This window comes from Pseudarthrobacter siccitolerans (assembly GCF_030823375.1).
Taxonomy (GTDB): Bacteria; Actinomycetota; Actinomycetes; order Actinomycetales; family Micrococcaceae; genus Arthrobacter; species Arthrobacter siccitolerans_A.
On record NZ_JAUSXB010000001.1, the window covers coordinates 3,392,802 to 3,408,603 of the forward strand.

Consider the following 15,802-nt stretch of genomic DNA (forward strand, 5'->3'; position numbering starts at 1 on the left):
CAGCGTGCCTGCCTGAGCCGGGGGAGACGCCGCCGCAGCCTGCTCCGCCGTCGTCCGTTGCCGCCCCGAAGCGGAGGCGACTGCGGCAAGTGCCCCGCCATCTGCGCCGGCAACCGCCACGTCTCCGCCTGCCCCGGCAACCGCTCCTCCCGTGCTGTCCGCGCATGACCAGGCACAGCTCGACCAGGAACTCATCGCCGCTGCCAAAGCCAACAACGTGCCACTGGTGCAGGAGTTGCTGGCGCGTGGGGGCAACGTCAACACCAAGGATGCGATCCAGGACTCGGCGTTCCTCTACGCGGGCGCCGAAGGGTTCAACGAGGTGCTCCGGTTGACACTGGACGCAGGGGCAGACGTCGCCAGCACCAACCGCTACGGCGGCACCGCCCTGATCCCGGCCAGCGAACACGGCCACGTGGAAACGGTCCAGATCCTGATCGCCGCCGGGGTGCCGGTCAACCACGTCAACAACCTCGGCTGGACCGCGATGCAGGAAGCCATCCTGCTGAACAACGGCGGGCCCAGGCAGCAGGAGGTGGTCAGGCTGCTTCTTGAGGCCGGCGCCGACCCGAACATCCGGGACCCGGAGGGAAGGACAGCCCTGCAGAACGCCGAACGGCTGGGCTTCACGGAGATCTCGGCCCTCATCCGGGCCCGCGGCTAGCCTTCTCCCCGACCCCGCCGCCGGGTTTCCCCACCTTTTCCCGACAAGCACGACGACGCGCCGCACTTTTGGTGCAACGCGCCCCCGTCGTGCCCTAAAAGTGGGGAAACCCAGCGGGGCTACACCGCTTCGAGGACGCTGACGTAGTTCGCGATACCCACGCCGCCCATGTTCTGGACCGCCGCCCGGCGTGGGCTGCCAAGCTGCATGGCACCGGCCGTCCCGGTGAGCTGCATCGCGGCGATGACGTGCTGGGATACGCCGGTTGCGCCCACGGGGTGGCCTTTGGCCTTGAGGCCGCCGGAGACGTTGACGGGCAGTTTGCCGCCCTTGTACACCCAACCTTCCTCGATGGCGCGGGCGCCCTGCCCGGGCTCGGTCAGGCCCATTGCCTCGTACATCAGCAGTTCGGCGATGGTGAAGCAGTCGTGGACCTCGGCGAAGTCCAGGTCCTCCAGCCGCGTGCCTGCCATGGCCAGCGCCCGCTGCCAGGACACCCGGGTGGCGTTGAACGCTACCGGATCCCTGCGTGCGGCCGGGAAGAAGTCGTTGGCGTGGCCAAAGCCGGCAAGCCGTACCGGACCGGTGGCGCCGCCGGTTGGGGAAGTGGACAGGACGACGGCGGCAGCACCGTCGGATACGGGGGAGCAGTCGGTGCGGCGCAGGGGATCGGCCACCATGGGGTTCTTGTCCGAGACGGTGCGGCAGAACTCCTCGCCGAGGTCCTTGCGAAGCTGGGCATACGGGTTGTCCACGCCGTTGCGGTGGTTCTTGGCGGCGATGCTGCCCAGGACGTCGGAAACAGTCCCGTACCGCTTTTCGTAGTGCTTGGCCACCTCGGCAAAGAGCCCGGTGAAGCCGGTGGTGGACGCCTTACCGGCCATGTCGTAGTCGGCGCCCAGCAGGCCGGCCCCCACAACGTCGGCTCCGGCGTGGGTCATCTTTTCCGCGCCGATCACCAGCACGGTCTTCGCGGTGCCGGCCAGCAGGGACTTGGTGCCCTGCTGGAAGGCGGCGGAACCGGAAGCGCAGGCGTTCTCCACCCGGGTGGCGGGTACGTTCGCCAGGTCGGGGGAGACCTGCAGCGCGAGCGAGGACGGGAACGCCAGCGGCATCATGCCGGAGTTGAACTGGCCCAGGTAGACCTCGTCAATCTGGCCCGGCTCGATGCCGGCATTTGCAATGGCTTCGGTGGCCACCTGGACGATCAGGGACTCCAGGGTGTCCTCGCTCAGTTTGCCGAACCTGGTGTGCCCCCAGCCGGTCAGCAGGACGTCCTTCCCGAACTGTTCCTTCAGGCTCACGCCGGCGCTCCTTCCAGGGCATCGTCGTCCAGGGCAGGGGTGTCCAGGGCAACGGCGAATTCAGCTTCGGTCTTTTCCCGGATCTCCTCAACAGTGACCCCGGGCGCAAGGCGGGCCAGCGTGAGCTGCCGCCCCCCGCCGTCGCGCTTTTTCAGGTCGAAGACTGCGAGGTCGCTGATGATCCGGTCCACCACGCCGAGGCCGGTCAGGGGGAGTGAGCATTCGCGGACAATCTTGGCGCTGCCGTCCTTGGCGTTGTGTTCGGTGAGGACCACGACGCGGGGTGTCCCGGCCACCAGGTCCATGGCGCCGCCCATGCCCTTGACCATCTTGCCGGGGATGGTCCAGTTGGCCAGGTCGCCGCTGCCCGAGACCTGCATCGCTCCCAGGATGGCCACTTTGACGTGCCCGCCGCGGATCATGCCGAAGGACGTGGCGGAGTCGAAGATGCTGCCGCCCGGCAGGACGATGACGGTCTGCTTGCCGGCGTTGATGAGGTCGGCGTCCTCCTCGCCCTCATAGGGGAACGGGCCCATGCCGAGCAGGCCGTTTTCGCTTTGCAGCACCACCCGGACGCCGTCGGGCAGGTTGTTGGCCACCAGCGTGGGAATGCCGATGCCCAGGTTCACGTAGTCGCCGTCGTTCAGTTCCTCGGCCGCGATGGCGGCCATTTCATCCCTGGTCCAGCCCATGGGGCACTCCTCTTCGGTAGGTGTTCGGTTGTCAGACGGCCAGCGCTTCGGCATCTGCCGAAACAGGGCGCTGCCGGACGGTCCGCTGCTCAATGTCCTTGACCCTGCCGCTGGCCTGGACAAGGCGCTGGACGAAAACGCCGGGGGTGACGATGTGGTTGGGATCCAGTTCGCCCGGTGCCACAATCACCTCGGCCTCCGCAATGGTCAGGAGTCCTGCCGTAGCGACCACCGGGTTGAAGTTCCGGGCGGTGTAGCGGTAGATGAGGTTGCCGTCCGTGTCTGCGGTGTGGCCATGGACCAGCGCGACGTCGGCACGGATGGCGCGCTCCTGGACGTACGTTTCGCCGTCGAATACCTCATGCGGCTTGCCTTCGGCAACCAGGGTGCCAACGCCCGTCTTGGTGTAGAAAGCGGGGATGCCCGCGCCGCCGGCCCGCAAGCGCTCTGCGAGGGTACCCTGCGGAGTGAACTCGACCTCCAGGCGGCCGGCAAGGTACTGCTCCGCGAACAGCTTGTTTTCACCCACGTAGCTGGCAATGACCTTGCGGACCTGGCCCGCTTCGATCAGGATGCCCAGCCCCTTGCCGTCCACTCCCATGTTGTTCGAGACCACCGTCAAGTCCTTTACCCCGGAATCCCTGACGGCTTCGATGAGGTCTGCCGGGATGCCGCTCAGGCCGAACCCGCCTACGGCAAGAGTCATTCCGTCCCGCAGTGCCCCTTCCAGGGCGACGGCGGCAGCTGGCTGAAGTTTGGACATGGCGCCTCCTCGTTGAGCGTCCCGGTCTCTTGTCCACTTTGTGGACATCTGGTCTGGATATGGACACTACGGGTGGGCTGCAAGGGCTGTCAAGGCGCTAAATCGCTCGAGTAGATCCCGTTTCTACAGTGTGGACGGTATGATGACGAGTGTCCATATTATGGATATCTGAAGGAGAAATGTGAATAATTCCCCAATGCCGGGTGCCCAGGTGGTCAGCCGCATCGCAGGGCTGCTGCGCCTTGTGGGGCGCAGTGCGGACGGGCTGCCGCTGTCCGCCCTGGTGAACGAATCCGGCCTCACCCGGCCCACCGTGCACCGGCTGTTGTCCTCATTGGCTTCCGAAGGGCTGCTGGACCACGATCCCGGCAGCGGGAACTGGGTGCTGGGGCCGGAGATCTTCCTGATGGGGTCCGTGGCGTCGGCCAGGTTTCCCCTGGAGGACGTTGCCCGCCCCAGCCTCCGCCGGCTTGCCGAGGCAACCGGTGAGAGCGCATTCTTCTCGATCCGGCGCGGCGCCGAGACCGTGTGCCTGCTGCGGGAGGAAGGCAGCTTCCCGGTCCGCTCCTTCGTGCTGCACGAGGGCGTCCGGTTCCCGCTGGGCGTGGCCTCCGCCGGCACCGCGATCCTGGCTTTCCTGCCCGAGGCCGAGCAGGAGGAGCTGCTGCACGACTGGGCCGGACACGCGGGAGCGTTCGCGGCAGGCCATCCGGAGGAGCTCGTGCGGGCCAACCTTGCGGCTACCAGGCAGAAGGGTTACTCCGTAAATCCCGGGCTGGTGCTGGAAGGCAGTTGGGGGATGGGCGCAGCAGTGTTCGATCAGTCCGGCCGACCGGCATGGGCCCTGTCGCTGACTGGCATCGAACCGCGGTTCAAGGGGGAGCGGCAGGAAGAGCTGGGGAGCCTCCTCATGGCCGAGGCGCACCGCATCACCCAGCAGTTGGGCGGAGACGGGAAAGGCAGCCGCGCCCGCTGAGTCTCCCCGGCTTTTCCATGGAACCTTCGACGGCGCGCCGCCCTTTTGGTGCGACGCGCCGTCGAGCCTTCCGAAAGGTGGGGGATTCCAGCGCCTCGGGGTCAGGCTCTGCAGTGGGCCAGGCAGGGTGAACTAAAGCCCGGCGCGGGGCTCCTCCGGACCCTGGCCCTGCCACCAGGTGTCAAAAATAGTGACCGGGACGGTGCGCTTGTGCCGGGTCCGCAGGTACTTTTCCTCGATGGATGCAGCCACGGCATCGGGGACGTCCCGGCCCTCCAGGTAGTCGTCGATCTGGTCGTAGCTGAGGCCCAGCTCGTCCTCGTCAGTACGGCCGGGCCTGTCATCCAGCAGGTCCGCGGTGGGCACCTTCTCCCAGACGCGGGCCGGTGCGCCGAGCTCGGCCAGGAGGGCGCGGTTCTGCCGCTTGTTCAGGCCGAACAGCGGCAGGATGTCCGCACCGCCGTCGCCGTATTTGGTGAAGAAACCGGTGACGGATTCGGCACCGTGGTCCGTACCTATGACCAGGTAGTTGTGTTCCCCGGCCAGCGCATACTGGGCGATCATGCGGGTGCGTGCCTTGGTGTTGCCCTTGTGGAAGTCGGAGATTTCCGAGCCCACGGTCTTCTCGAACTCGTCCTCGAAGCCGTCCACGGCCGCGGAAATGTTGAACGTCCATTCGGTCTTGGGCCGGATGAAGTCCAGCGCGGCCTGGGCGTCTTCCTCGTCGTGCTGGACACCATACGGCAGCCGCACGGCCACGAAGTTCGCGTCAACGCCCTCTGCCTCGAGTTCCTCGACCGCCAGCTGGGCCAGTTTTCCGGCCAGGGACGAGTCCAGTCCGCCGGAAATTCCCAGGACAAAGCCCTTGGTATGGGTGGCCTTGAGGTATTCCTTCAGGAAAGTGACGCGTTTGCGCACCTCCCCAGCGGGGTCGATCCGGGGCTGTACGCCCATTTCTTCAATGATCCTGGCCTGGAGTTCGCGCATGAGGTCCAGCCTAGCCAGCAGTGTCAACGGCGCTCAAGCATCCACACCGGCACGCCCACACTAAACTGGAGACCATGACTTCCCCCAGTGACACTGCAGTTGACCCTGCAGCCGCCCGCGCCCGCCTGCTGGAACTGATCAAGGAACTTGCCGTAGTCCGCGGCAAGGTGATCCTGTCCAGTGGAGCCGAAGCCGACTACTACATCGACCTGCGCCGCATCACCCTGCACCACGAGGCCTCGAAGCTGGTGGGCCAGGTCATGCTGGCGCTGGCGGACGACGCCGGCATCGACTTTGAGTGCGCGGGCGGGCTCACCATGGGAGCCGACCCCGTGGGTACTGCGGTGATGCACTCCGCCCGCGAGGCCGGCCGGACTGTTGACGCGTTTGTGGTCCGCAAAGCCCAGAAGTCCTACGGCATGGGCCGCCAGGTGGAGGGCCCATCGGTGGAAGGCCGTAAAGTGCTGGTCCTGGAGGACACCTCCACAACCGGCGGGTCGGCCCTGACGGCAGTGGAAGGGGTGCGGAAGGCAGGCGGAAACGTGGTGGCTGTTGCCGTCATCGTGGACCGGGACACCGGAGCCAAGGAAAAGATCGAAGCTGAAACGGGCGTGCCGTACCTGTTCGCGTTCGGCAAGGACGAGCTGGGCCTTTCATAGCGCCGGCCTTTCATAACAAGTCCCCATTGCTGCCCGGGCCTGCGTGGCCCGGGCAGGCGGTGTTGGATCTGAGGTGGGGGTCCTTTATCATTTGCGTTATCCCCTCTTTCCCGTACGGAGAACGTGCACAATGCTCCCCACTGAACAGCCCTTGAGCGCCACCGAGAAGGTCCAGAACCTGATCCTGGACAGCGCGGACTTCGAGGCCTTCATGAACGAACTCGCCCGGTTTTCGGCACATCAGGTGGCCGGCGACGGCGAGGACGCCCTTTGCGGCATCACCTTGCTCCGCGACCGGAAGGCCGCCACCATCGGCTGGAGCAGTGATTCCGCCCGGGAAGTGGACGAAATTCAGTATTCGCTGTCGCAGGGACCGTGCCTGACTGCCGCAAAAGAGGAACGGGAAGTCCACGTGCCTGACCTGTTCGAAGAGAACCGGTGGGGACCGGACTATGCGTCCGCGGTGGCCTCGCACGGGCTGCGGTCAGTGTTGTCGCTGCCATTTAACCTCCAGGGCGAGGCCAAGGCGGCTTTGAACCTGTATTCCGATGTCCCGCGTAAGTTCGATGAACGGGCCGCCGCCAAGGCGCGGGGCTTCACGCGGGAAATTTCACAGGCGCTCCGGCTGGCGGTGCGGTTCTCGCTTCACTCTGACAGCGCGGCCAATCTCCGGGCGACCCTGCAATCCCGGACCATCATCGACATTGCGATCGGCATCGTCATGGCCCAGAACAGGTGCAGCCAGGAGGCTGCGGTGAGTATCCTCACCGAGGCCGCCAGCAACAGCAACACCAAGCTGCGGGACATCGCCAAATCCCTCGTGGATTCGGTCGGCGGAGTTGGAACGCGCACCCATTTCCAGGAACCCGGACAGCTGCAGGCGGATCAAACGGCGTAGCACAGCGCTTGTGCCGGACTCATGCCGGAGGTTACGCTTACCGAGGTTGAGCCGTCGGCCATAGACACCTTTTTTGGAGTACCTATGGACCGCATACTGAATGCCCTCGTCAACCTCGATGTCCCTGCCGATGTTGTCCGCATCGACGTCCAGGGAAAGCTCAACCAGGATTCCCGCCCCGGCCTCGTCCAGATCATCCGCCGTATCCGGCGCATGGGGATCCGTTCCCACATCCGCGTTGAGCTTTCCCGGGCTGCCCTGGTTGAGTCCTCCGCACTCGCGGGCCTTCGCCATGACCTCAACGCCATCGATGCAGGCACGCTGATGGGAATCCACGGTGCCGGGGTATCGCTTGATCTTTCGCCTGCAGACAACGGGTCCCCAGGCGGAGAACTGCTGACGGTTATCGATGGTTTTTCCGCTGATGCCACTGCAGTAACTGATTCCATGGCAGAACTGGACGCCATCGAATCCGCGGCAGCGATGCCGGGCCTTGATGACGCGCCGCCCCTGGAACTGCCAGGGCTGCGGGCGTGGGGCGGCCGGGCGCTGCAGGAGTTTTCGGATGAGGAACTGCTGCTGGCCAGCGACACGCTCTTCGCGCTGCTGGATAACCCCGGTGCTTTTGCCGGCTCGGATCTCCTGGCCCGGTACGACGACATCGGCGCGGAGATCACCCGGCGGCAACAGGCTGCCGCCAGCCCTTGTCCCGCAACGGAAGGCCAGGCCGCCAGCTGAACCACTCCTGCTGACCAGGCGTCACTGAATGGTTACCGCCGCCTTCTTGCGGCGGTGTCTTCCGTTGTGCCTACGGTAGGGGTGTGCCGTATGAGGGGGACACGAGTCCGCAGGACAGGCAGGGGGCTTCCGGAGCCCGGCTGCTGGGGGAAGCCGCTGCCCTGAAGCAGTTTTCCCGCCGCGCGTTCCTGACCGGCGCCGGCGCATCCGGCGTGCTGGCCGCCGACATGCTGCTCACCCGGGAAGTGCAGTCGCAGCGCCGGTCCAACCGGATCCTCGCCCTGCCCGATGACTTCGCGGACGCCTACTACCCGGACGCCAGCTGGTTCCTGTTCCCCGGCTACAAAACCAGCTGGGAAGAAGCGCAGTGGATCCTGAACTCCCTCCGCGGCACACTGAACAAGCGCGCCCGGCTCGCCGGCGTCGGCTATTCCAACCAGGGACTGGACATCGATGAGCTGGTGATCGCCGTCATCGAGTACGTCCGCGCCGAGAAGCTCACGAAATTGTTCTTTTACGGACACAGCTTCGGCGGGATGGTGGCCACGCAGGTGGCTGCAAGACTGCTGGAAATCCATGGTGTGGAGGTGGAGTTCATAGTCCTGGACTCCAGCCCCTACAGCAAGCATGACGTGCTGGACCAGAGCTGGTTCGACGGCGTGGTGTTCCTTTATGAACGCGGCGTCCGGATCCCTTCCACGCTGCGCGGCGGGTACGAGCTGGGGGAGCGGGTGATTCACAAGGACGAACGGACCTGGCGCCAGATCCTTGACCAGGCGCTCGAACAGCTGTCGCCGATCGCGCCGTCCAACCTGCTCATCCAGTCCGAGTCCGCATACATTTACCATTTCGACGGCCTGCCGTTAGTGGACAAACTGGGCGGTGCCAAGATGGCCTACATCGGCAATCCCCGGGACCGCACCGTCCGCTACCAGACGGCCGTTGAAGCGTGGGCCGTGGCGTTCAAGGCGAACATGGTTTCCAGTGACCTGCAGACTGACGGGGCTGCCCCTGCCCACGCCAGCCCGGGCTGGAACCCGAACATCTACCGGCCCATCCTGCAGCAGCTGCTGGACGAGAACTTCCCGTTGCCCAGCGGCGGATCCCGGGTGACGGTCTTCTAGCCTAGATCTGGTTCTTCAGGTCCGCCACGGAGTTCAACACCTGGTTGGGGCGGAACGGGTATGAACCGATTTCATCGCGCTGGGTGATGCCGCTCAGGACCAGGACCGTGTGCAGCCCGGCTTCCATGCCAGCGATGATGTCCGTGTCCATCCGGTCACCGATCATCGCGGTGGTCTCCGAATGCGCGTCGATCTGGTTCATGGCGGAGCGGAACATCATCGGGTTGGGCTTGCCCACGATGTAGGGCACCCGGTCCGTGGCCTTGGTGATGAGTGCTGCTATCGCTCCGGTGGCCGGCAGGGGGCCGTCCTTCGAAGGGCCCGTTGCGTCCGGGTTCGTGGCAATGAAACGTGCGCCGGCCAGGATGAGGCGGATCGCCGTGGTGATGGCTTCGAAGGAATAGGTGCGGGTCTCGCCCAGCACCACGAAGTCCGGGTCCTGGTCGGTGAGGATGAAGCCGGCCTCGTGCAGCGCCGTCGTCAGCCCTGCCTCGCCGATCGTGTAGGCGCGGTTGCCGGATCCGGAACCTTCCACCTGGTCCTTGAGGAACTGGGCGGTGGCCAACGCGGAGGTCCAGATGTTTTCTTCCGGGACCGCCAGCCCCGAAGCCTTCAACCTCGCGGCGAGGTCGCGCGGGGTGAAGATGGAATTGTTGGTAAGGACCAGAAAGCGCTTGGACGTGTCCACCCACCGCTGAAGGAGTTCCGCGGCGCCCGGCACCGCCTGGTTCTCGTGGACCAGGACCCCGTCCATGTCCGTCAGCCAGCATTCAATCTCCTGGCCGCTGCGGTATACCGCCGGGCTGCCTACAACCTTGTCCGCTTCTGCCATGCCTACCTCCGCCGGTGATGAAAGCCCGAAAGGTCCAGTCTAGTGTTGAGGGGTGAACCAAACGCCCGGTATGACGTCCGAACCGCTCCCGTTGCCCGGGGAAGCACTGCCGGAGGAGGCCGCCCCCGAAAAGGCGGAGGTCGGCGTCGGGCCCTGGGAAGGCGAACTGCCTGAAGGCGACCACTGGGACCCTGACCTCCTGGCGGACGGCGACCGGCGCAACGTGCTGGACAAGTACCGCTACTGGAAGCACGAGGCGATCGTGGCTGAGCTGGACTCCCGGCGGCACAACTTCCACGTCGCCATCGAAAACTGGCAGCACGACCTCAACATCGGCACGGTGGTGCGCACCGCGAACGCCTTCCTGGCCAAGGAGGTGCACATCATTGGCCGACGGCGGTGGAACCGGCGGGGTGCCATGGTCACCGACCGCTACCAGCACGTCCGCCACCACCCCACCGTTGACGACTTCGTGGCCTGGGCGCAGGGGGAGGGGCTGGCGATCATTGGAATCGACATTTTCCCGGACTCGGTGCCGCTGGAAACCTACGAACTGCCGCGGGACTGCGTGCTGGTGTTCGGGCAGGAAGGCCCCGGTTTGACCCCCGAGGTGCACGAGGCCGCCGTGGCCACCCTGTCCATCGAACAGTTCGGCTCCACCCGGTCCATCAACGCAGCCTCGGCCGCGGCCATCGCCATGCACGCCTGGGTCCGCCGGCACGTCTTCCACCAGCACGTCTAGCCCCGCGGGATGGCATTTGAAGGCACTGCGGGGGCAAATTGCCCTGAAAAGCCGTCCCGCGCCAGTATTACCGTCCGGTGACCCGAAACACTCCGCTCGTCCGGAAATGACTAGGATGGTGCTAGCCGTAAGCGGTACTCCAGGGTTACCAGCCCACAGACGAACCTCAGCATAGGAGTCAGCATGCCCATTGCAACCCCAGAGATCTACTCCGAGATGATCGACCGCGCAAAGGCGGGCGGCTTCGCATTCCCGGCCGTGAACGTGACGTCCTCGCAGACGCTGAACGCCGCCCTCCGCGGCTTCGCCGAAGCTGAGTCCGACGGCATCGTCCAGGTCTCCACCGGCGGTGCGGCCTACTGGTCCGGTGCCTCCACCAAGGACATGGTTGCCGGTTCGCTGGGCTTCGCGGCCTTCGCCCGCGAGGTGGCCAAGAACTACAACGTCAACATCGCGCTGCACACGGACCACTGCCCCAAAGACAAGCTGGACGGCTTCGTCCTGCCGCTGCTGGCTGCTTCCGAGGCCGAGGTCAAAGCCGGACGCAACCCGCTGTTCAACTCCCACATGTGGGACGGCTCCGCCGAAACCCTGCAGGAAAACCTGCGCATCGCCCGCGAACTGCTGGAGCGCACCGCTGCTGCCAAGATGATCCTCGAGGTCGAAATCGGCACCGTGGGCGGCGAAGAGGACGGCGTGGAGAACGCCATCAACGACAAGCTGTACACCACCGTTGAGGACGCCCTGGCCACCATCGATGCCCTCGGCTCCGGCGAGAACGGCCGCTACATCACCGCGCTGACCTTCGGCAACGTCCACGGCGTCTACAAGCCCGGCGGCGTGAAGCTCCGCCCGGAGATCCTCAAGGACATCCAGGCCCAGGTTGGCGCCAAGATCGGCAAGGACAGCCCGTTCGACCTCGTGTTCCACGGCGGCTCCGGCTCCTCCGACCAGGAAATCGCGGACGCCGTCTCCTACGGCACCATCAAGATGAACATCGACACCGACACCCAGTACGCCTACACGCGTCCAGTGGCGGACCACATGTTCCGCAACTACGACGGCGTGCTCAAGGTCGACGGCGAAGTGGGCAACAAAAAGACCTACGATCCCCGCGTCTGGGGCGCATCCGCGGAAGCAGGACTGGCTGCCCGCGTGGTCGAGGCCACCAAGCAGCTCGGTTCAGCCGGAAAGACCTTCTAGGAATGTCCGACGAGTTCCGCCGTAACCTGATGGGCCCCGAGCCCACGCTCCTGCCTGCCGAGACCGAGGTCAACCAGCAGCTGGAAGCGGGCCAGGAAGCCCTGGACCTCGTGGCGAAGCACCCGACGTCCTCATTGCTGTGGGCTGTTCTTGCCGAGGAGGCCTGGGCCGAGGGACGCACCATCGATTCCTACGCCTACTCCCGTGTGGGCTATCACCGCGGGCTGGACTCGCTGCGCCGCAACGGCTGGCGCGGCGTGGGGCCCATTCCCTGGGAGCACGAGCCCAACCGCGGCTTCCTGCGGGCGCTGTATTCCCTTGGCCGGGCATCCGCAGCCATCGGTGAGGCCGAGGAGCCGGAGCGGATCGAGAAATTCCTGAACGACTCCGACCCTGCGGCGAAAGCCGCCATCGAAGCAAAGTAGCAAAGAGGACGACGGCGGGCGGTCACCTTTTCGAAAAGGTGACCGCCCGCCGTCGTTCCCTAAGTGGCGTTGGATTGAGTTCTGGTGGTTGGGCTAGTTGAAACCTGGGTTCCGACAAGCTCAATCACCGGAAATCGCGAACTCAATCACCCTGTGGCTATGCCTTCTGGAGCCCTGTGCGCGCCATGGCGTCGGCGTAGGCCACACGCATGGCCTCGAGGTATTCCTCCTGGCGGGCGGGTGAACCGGCGAAGGCGCGGCCGCTGAGGGATCGCACTTTGTAGGTCTTCAGGCCGCGGCGCCAGAGCAGCGGAACTTCGGTCTTCAGCAGCAGGTTCGCCAGGCGGTTGGCCTCTGTGCCGTGCGCCACGATCACTGAAGCGCGGGGGACCAGGGCCAGGAATTTGAGCAGCGGCTTCAGGCCGGCGGACACCTGATCCGGGGTGAACTTTCCGTTCGGCTCCCCGGGGATATGCCACGGGTGGACGTTCCACGGCATCACGAACTCCGGCCGAAGCCCCAGCTTCCACTGGATACCGAGCATCCGCGTTGCGGCGTCAGCGTCCCCGGCCGTGATGAAACCGGACTTGTCGGCCTCGCCGATGTTCGAGTACAGGCTGATGATCCGGCACTCGTCGACGTCGTGCATCGGGTCAACGTAGGGTACTGCCGTGCCGGGCTTGGCCTCCTGCAGGGAATCGCACAGTTCGTTGACGGCGGCAACATTGGGTTCGTAGCGGCGGCTCAGAAGCTGCTCATGGAATGATTCGGGTGCCAGGGCGGTCATGTAGGGCTGGGTCTCCTGCGGGGATTGGTGTTGCGCCACCGCGAAAATGGGCGCACTGTGGCGCAACACATCCGAGGTGGTTGAAATGGGGTGGGCCGATTCCTGGTCGGCCTTTCCCAGTTTAGCAAGCCCCGGGAAACGAAACGCCGGTCCCGTGCACCCGGCTGAAAAGGGTGCCCGGGACCGGCGGGGGTCCGACGCGCTGTTATTGCCTACCAGAGGCGCTTGGTGGCCCGGCGGGCACCCTCGCCCAGTGCTTCCAGCTTGGCGAATGCGATCTGCGGGTGCACCCTGCCGCCCAGGCCGCAGTCGGTGGACGCGATGACGTTCTCCCGGCCCACCACCTCTGCGAAGCGGACGATCCGATCCGCCACCAGGTCCGGGTGCTCCACCACATTGGTGGCGTGTGAGACCACGCCGGGAATGATGACCTTGCCCTCAGGGAGCCTGGCGTCTTCCCAGACGCGCCATTCGTGTTCGTGCCGGACATTGGCGGCCTCAAAGGAGTAGCCGCCGGCATTAATCTGCAGTACGGACCCGATGATGTCCGCGAAGGGAATATCCGTGGTGTGCGGGCCGTGCCAGGATCCCCAGCAGACGTGCAGCCGGATCTGTTCCTGGGGCAGGTCACGCAGCGCCCAGTTGGTGGCCTCCACGCGCAGCTGGATGAACTTCAGGTAGTCATCAAGAGCCGGCTCAGGGTTGATCTGGTCCCAGCTTTCGGCGAGTGAAGGATCATCGAGCTGGACCGTGAGTCCGGCATCGATAATGGCCTTGTATTCCTCGCGCATGGCGTCGGCGCAGGCGTACAGCAGTTCCTCGTCGGTCTTGTAGTACTCATTGGCAACCCGTGCACAGGACCCGGGGGAGAGCGAGGCCACAAAGCCCTCGGACAGTCCTGCGGCGGCCAGCCCGCTCTTCAGGTTCTTGACGTCGGAGGCCACCAGGCCGTGCCCGGTGTAGGTGAGGGGCCCGGCAATCTTGGGCTGGGAAACGCTCTTGCGGTGGGCCAGGATGCCGGCGGACGGATCATTGTAGGCATCGTTGAACTTCTGCCGGTCACGACGGTCCGGGAATGAGGTCAGGACAATGTTCCCGGGGGAGGACCGGCGTACCTGGGTATCAGCCCAACGGTCCACGTCCGTCGCTTCGAGGCCACCAAGCCGGGAGAAGGAGTAGTTCCACCAAGCCCCGTAGTCAACCGAGCTGGACATCGCGTGCCCATATTCGCCGTCATTGGCGATATCGATGCCCAAGTCCTTCTGGCGCTGCACCACGTCCGCCACTGATGCTTCCAGCAGGTCAAGGAACCGAGGGGTGAGGCCCTCCTGCTCCTTGGCGGCGTTGGCTGCTATGAGTTCAGGGGTGCGAGGCAAAGACCCTGCATGGGTGACGCGGATGTGGTCTGTGTTCAGGGACACTGGAATTCCTTTCCATCGGTCCTGGCAGTAGCACCTTCGCGGCAGGGGGTACCTGCACTTAGCGGGGTTGCTGCGGCGTCAACGATCCAGGTCTCTCGGCCGCTCCGGATGGTTCACTCTCACTTAATTCCAAGACTTTCCCGGGAGCAAATCCGGTTCGGATTGTTTCGGCGGAAAGCAGGCGTGGCGACTGCTTTCCAAATCGCTATAACTGCATGCAGGTTCCTGTTATATCCATTGACAGGTTTCGTTTAGCTTGGTTGGCTCTTGTCACAGGCCGCAATGGGGGACATGGCTGCCTGAACGCACCCCAATGCACTCGAAAGAGGTAACGCACCGTGAGAAAAGCCCTGGCAACTTTCAGGACCCTTGCCGTTTCCGGAGCCCTGGCGCTGGCAGCAGTGACGGCGCCCGCGCCGGCGATGGCCGTAGGCGAAGGCCCCAACTACGACGGCAATGGCCAGATCACCACATCGAAGCTGGCCACCTACGACGAGATGGTCTCCTTCCTCAAAGACCAGGACACCCGCCAGCCGGCCATGGAGCTGGAGGTCATCGGGCAGACGGTGAAGGGCCGCGACATCCACCTGGTCAAGTACATCTCGGACCCGGCCAAACCCACCATCCTTTACCTGACGCAGCAGCACGGCAACGAACAGCTGACTACCGAGGGCGCCCTGGAATTCGTCAAGCACCTTGGCACCGGCAAGTCAGGGGATGTCCTGGACGGCGTCAACATCCTCATCGTTCCCATGCTGAATGCAGACGGGGCCATGGGTGACGTGAACTTCTCCCTGGCGGACTACCAGGCCAAGGGCGGCCGCAACATGACCCGGTACAACGCCGAAGAGGTGGACCTCAACCGTGACCACGTGGACAAAGTCCAGCCGGAAACCCAGGCGCTCCATAACAACGTGATGCGCAAGTACCGGATCGACTACATGATCGACCTGCACCACCAGGGCACCCGCAGCCAACGTGACGGAGAACTCGTCTCCGGCTCCATCCTCTACCCCACCACCCCGAACGCCGATCCTGCAGTTGTGGAGAAGTCCAAGCAGCTGGGCGCGGTGGTGTTCCACAACGTCGATTCCACCGGCTGGGGCCACCTGGGCAAGTACGTGGGCGGCAGCGCCGAAACCATCAGCCGCAACGGCATCGCGGTGGAATACGGCATCGCAACCCTGCTGTTTGAGATGCGGGGCATGTCGGACCACTACCTGGACGGATATGCCCTGGGGCTCCGGAGCAACGGGTACCTGATCAAGCAGACAGTGACCACCCTGACGGCCACGGCCGAAGCCATCGCTGACAGATCAATTGCCGACGCCGACACCTCCTTCTGGGACAGCCTCGCCACCCAGACCTCCCGCCCGGGCGAGGAAGCTGAGGACGAGTAGTAACTGCTGACAGTCCGCCGCGGTCCCACGGCATGGGTGCTTTAGCCTGCAAGAAGGACCGCGGCGGCCCAACGAGTGGACAAAGTCCCTCATCCGCTAAACTTGGGTGGTAAGAGCCCCGGAACTCTTGCATCGCTGTGCTGCCCCGCGGACCAGCGAAGGCCGGTCCATTCGGGGCATTCTCATG

General features: G+C 64.9%; 17 protein-coding genes and 1 riboswitch. Of the genes, 10 read left to right on the forward strand and 7 right to left on the reverse strand.

Annotated features, from left to right (window positions below):
* The first annotated feature begins 151 nt into the window (after window positions 1-151).
* Entirely contained in the window at window positions 152-664 is a 513-nt protein-coding gene (locus QFZ36_RS15840; protein WP_306637872.1) for an ankyrin repeat domain-containing protein, read from the forward strand.
* Window positions 665-783: 119 nt separating this feature from the next.
* Here the strand turns inward: QFZ36_RS15840 and QFZ36_RS15845 are convergent, their stop codons facing one another.
* The 3 genes from QFZ36_RS15845 to QFZ36_RS15855 are packed head-to-tail and all read right to left on the reverse strand — an operon-like array spanning window position 784 to window position 3,423.
* Window positions 784-1,968 carry an acetyl-CoA acetyltransferase gene (locus QFZ36_RS15845; RefSeq protein WP_306637873.1) on the reverse strand — a complete coding sequence of 395 codons (1,185 nt, stop codon included), beginning with the start codon at window positions 1,966-1,968 and terminating at the stop codon, window positions 784-786.
* Window positions 1,965-2,660: a 3-oxoacid CoA-transferase subunit B gene (locus tag QFZ36_RS15850; protein WP_306637874.1), complete on the reverse strand. Its 696-nt coding sequence runs from the start codon at window positions 2,658-2,660 to the stop codon at window positions 1,965-1,967. The genes QFZ36_RS15845 and QFZ36_RS15850 overlap by 4 nt, the downstream gene beginning before the upstream one ends.
* A 31-nt stretch (window positions 2,661-2,691) precedes the next feature.
* Complete coding sequence (locus tag QFZ36_RS15855) at window positions 2,692-3,423, reverse strand: CoA transferase subunit A (protein WP_306637875.1); 732 nt, start codon at window positions 3,421-3,423, stop codon at window positions 2,692-2,694.
* Between the two features lie 196 nt (window positions 3,424-3,619).
* On the opposite strand from QFZ36_RS15855, the gene QFZ36_RS15860 reads away from it, so the two are divergent.
* Window positions 3,620-4,399: an IclR family transcriptional regulator gene (locus QFZ36_RS15860; protein ID WP_373427083.1), complete on the forward strand. Its 780-nt coding sequence runs from the start codon at window positions 3,620-3,622 to the stop codon at window positions 4,397-4,399.
* 132 nt (window positions 4,400-4,531) lie between these two features.
* Here the strand turns inward: QFZ36_RS15860 and nadE are convergent, their stop codons facing one another.
* Complete coding sequence (gene nadE, locus QFZ36_RS15865) at window positions 4,532-5,386, reverse strand: ammonia-dependent NAD(+) synthetase (RefSeq protein WP_306637877.1); 855 nt, start codon at window positions 5,384-5,386, stop codon at window positions 4,532-4,534.
* 74 nt (window positions 5,387-5,460) lie between these two features.
* On the opposite strand from nadE, the gene pyrE reads away from it, so the two are divergent.
* From pyrE to QFZ36_RS15885, 4 genes are all read left to right on the forward strand, one after another.
* Window positions 5,461-6,045, forward strand: coding sequence for an orotate phosphoribosyltransferase (pyrE, locus tag QFZ36_RS15870; protein ID WP_306637878.1), 585 nt, complete (start codon window positions 5,461-5,463; stop codon window positions 6,043-6,045).
* A gap of 130 nt (window positions 6,046-6,175) precedes the next feature.
* Window positions 6,176-6,943, forward strand: a complete 768-nt coding sequence (locus QFZ36_RS15875; protein WP_306637879.1) for a GAF and ANTAR domain-containing protein — start codon at window positions 6,176-6,178, stop codon at window positions 6,941-6,943.
* Window positions 6,944-7,027: 84 nt separating this feature from the next.
* Window positions 7,028-7,681, forward strand: a complete 654-nt coding sequence (locus QFZ36_RS15880; RefSeq protein ID WP_306637880.1) for a hypothetical protein — start codon at window positions 7,028-7,030, stop codon at window positions 7,679-7,681.
* Between the two features lie 83 nt (window positions 7,682-7,764).
* Window positions 7,765-8,805: an alpha/beta fold hydrolase gene (locus QFZ36_RS15885; RefSeq protein ID WP_306637881.1), complete on the forward strand. Its 1,041-nt coding sequence runs from the start codon at window positions 7,765-7,767 to the stop codon at window positions 8,803-8,805.
* Window position 8,806: 1 nt separating this feature from the next.
* Here the strand turns inward: QFZ36_RS15885 and QFZ36_RS15890 are convergent, their stop codons facing one another.
* Complete coding sequence (locus tag QFZ36_RS15890; RefSeq protein ID WP_306637882.1) at window positions 8,807-9,637, reverse strand: HAD-IIA family hydrolase; 831 nt, start codon at window positions 9,635-9,637, stop codon at window positions 8,807-8,809.
* Between the two features lie 70 nt (window positions 9,638-9,707).
* Between QFZ36_RS15890 and QFZ36_RS15895 the strand changes: the two genes are divergently transcribed.
* From QFZ36_RS15895 to QFZ36_RS15905, 3 genes are all read left to right on the forward strand, one after another.
* Complete coding sequence (locus tag QFZ36_RS15895; protein WP_306637883.1) at window positions 9,708-10,379, forward strand: TrmH family RNA methyltransferase; 672 nt, start codon at window positions 9,708-9,710, stop codon at window positions 10,377-10,379.
* 183 nt (window positions 10,380-10,562) lie between these two features.
* Entirely contained in the window at window positions 10,563-11,582 is a 1,020-nt protein-coding gene (gene fbaA / locus QFZ36_RS15900; protein ID WP_306637884.1) for a class II fructose-bisphosphate aldolase, read from the forward strand.
* 2 nt (window positions 11,583-11,584) lie between these two features.
* A complete protein-coding gene (locus tag QFZ36_RS15905) occupies window positions 11,585-12,007 on the forward strand; it encodes a DUF3151 domain-containing protein (RefSeq protein WP_306637885.1) in 423 nt (140 codons plus the stop codon).
* Between the two features lie 157 nt (window positions 12,008-12,164).
* Here QFZ36_RS15905 and QFZ36_RS15910 read toward each other — a convergent pair whose 3' ends face one another.
* Together QFZ36_RS15910 and QFZ36_RS15915 are read right to left on the reverse strand one after the other, a co-directional pair.
* Window positions 12,165-12,794: a uracil-DNA glycosylase gene (locus QFZ36_RS15910; RefSeq protein WP_306637886.1), complete on the reverse strand. Its 630-nt coding sequence runs from the start codon at window positions 12,792-12,794 to the stop codon at window positions 12,165-12,167.
* A gap of 212 nt (window positions 12,795-13,006) precedes the next feature.
* A complete protein-coding gene (locus QFZ36_RS15915) occupies window positions 13,007-14,215 on the reverse strand; it encodes a cobalamin-independent methionine synthase II family protein (RefSeq protein ID WP_306637887.1) in 1,209 nt (402 codons plus the stop codon).
* Window positions 14,216-14,224: 9 nt separating this feature from the next.
* Window positions 14,225-14,330, reverse strand: a riboswitch (SAM riboswitch).
* A 223-nt stretch (window positions 14,331-14,553) separates the two neighbouring features.
* On the opposite strand from QFZ36_RS15915, the gene QFZ36_RS15920 reads away from it, so the two are divergent.
* A complete protein-coding gene (locus QFZ36_RS15920) occupies window positions 14,554-15,615 on the forward strand; it encodes a M14 family zinc carboxypeptidase (protein ID WP_306637888.1) in 1,062 nt (353 codons plus the stop codon).
* Window positions 15,616-15,802 lie beyond the last annotated feature (187 nt).

Coding starts and splice junctions, on each gene's coding strand:
- QFZ36_RS15905 (WP_306637885.1), top strand. CDS start 11,585: ATGTCCGACGAGTTCCGCCGTAACCTGATGGGCCCCGAGCCCACGCTC.
- QFZ36_RS15850 (WP_306637874.1), bottom strand. CDS start 2,660: ATGGGCTGGACCAGGGATGAAATGGCCGCCATCGCGGCCGAGGAACTG.
- QFZ36_RS15880 (WP_306637880.1), top strand. CDS start 7,028: ATGGACCGCATACTGAATGCCCTCGTCAACCTCGATGTCCCTGCCGAT.
- QFZ36_RS15855 (WP_306637875.1), bottom strand. CDS start 3,423: ATGTCCAAACTTCAGCCAGCTGCCGCCGTCGCCCTGGAAGGGGCACTG.
- pyrE (WP_306637878.1), top strand. CDS start 5,461: ATGACTTCCCCCAGTGACACTGCAGTTGACCCTGCAGCCGCCCGCGCC.
- QFZ36_RS15910 (WP_306637886.1), bottom strand. CDS start 12,794: ATGACCGCCCTGGCACCCGAATCATTCCATGAGCAGCTTCTGAGCCGC.
- nadE (WP_306637877.1), bottom strand. CDS start 5,386: ATGCGCGAACTCCAGGCCAGGATCATTGAAGAAATGGGCGTACAGCCC.
- QFZ36_RS15875 (WP_306637879.1), top strand. CDS start 6,176: ATGCTCCCCACTGAACAGCCCTTGAGCGCCACCGAGAAGGTCCAGAAC.
- QFZ36_RS15890 (WP_306637882.1), bottom strand. CDS start 9,637: ATGGCAGAAGCGGACAAGGTTGTAGGCAGCCCGGCGGTATACCGCAGC.
- QFZ36_RS15895 (WP_306637883.1), top strand. CDS start 9,708: ATGACGTCCGAACCGCTCCCGTTGCCCGGGGAAGCACTGCCGGAGGAG.
- QFZ36_RS15860 (WP_373427083.1), top strand. CDS start 3,620: ATGCCGGGTGCCCAGGTGGTCAGCCGCATCGCAGGGCTGCTGCGCCTT.
- fbaA (WP_306637884.1), top strand. CDS start 10,563: ATGCCCATTGCAACCCCAGAGATCTACTCCGAGATGATCGACCGCGCA.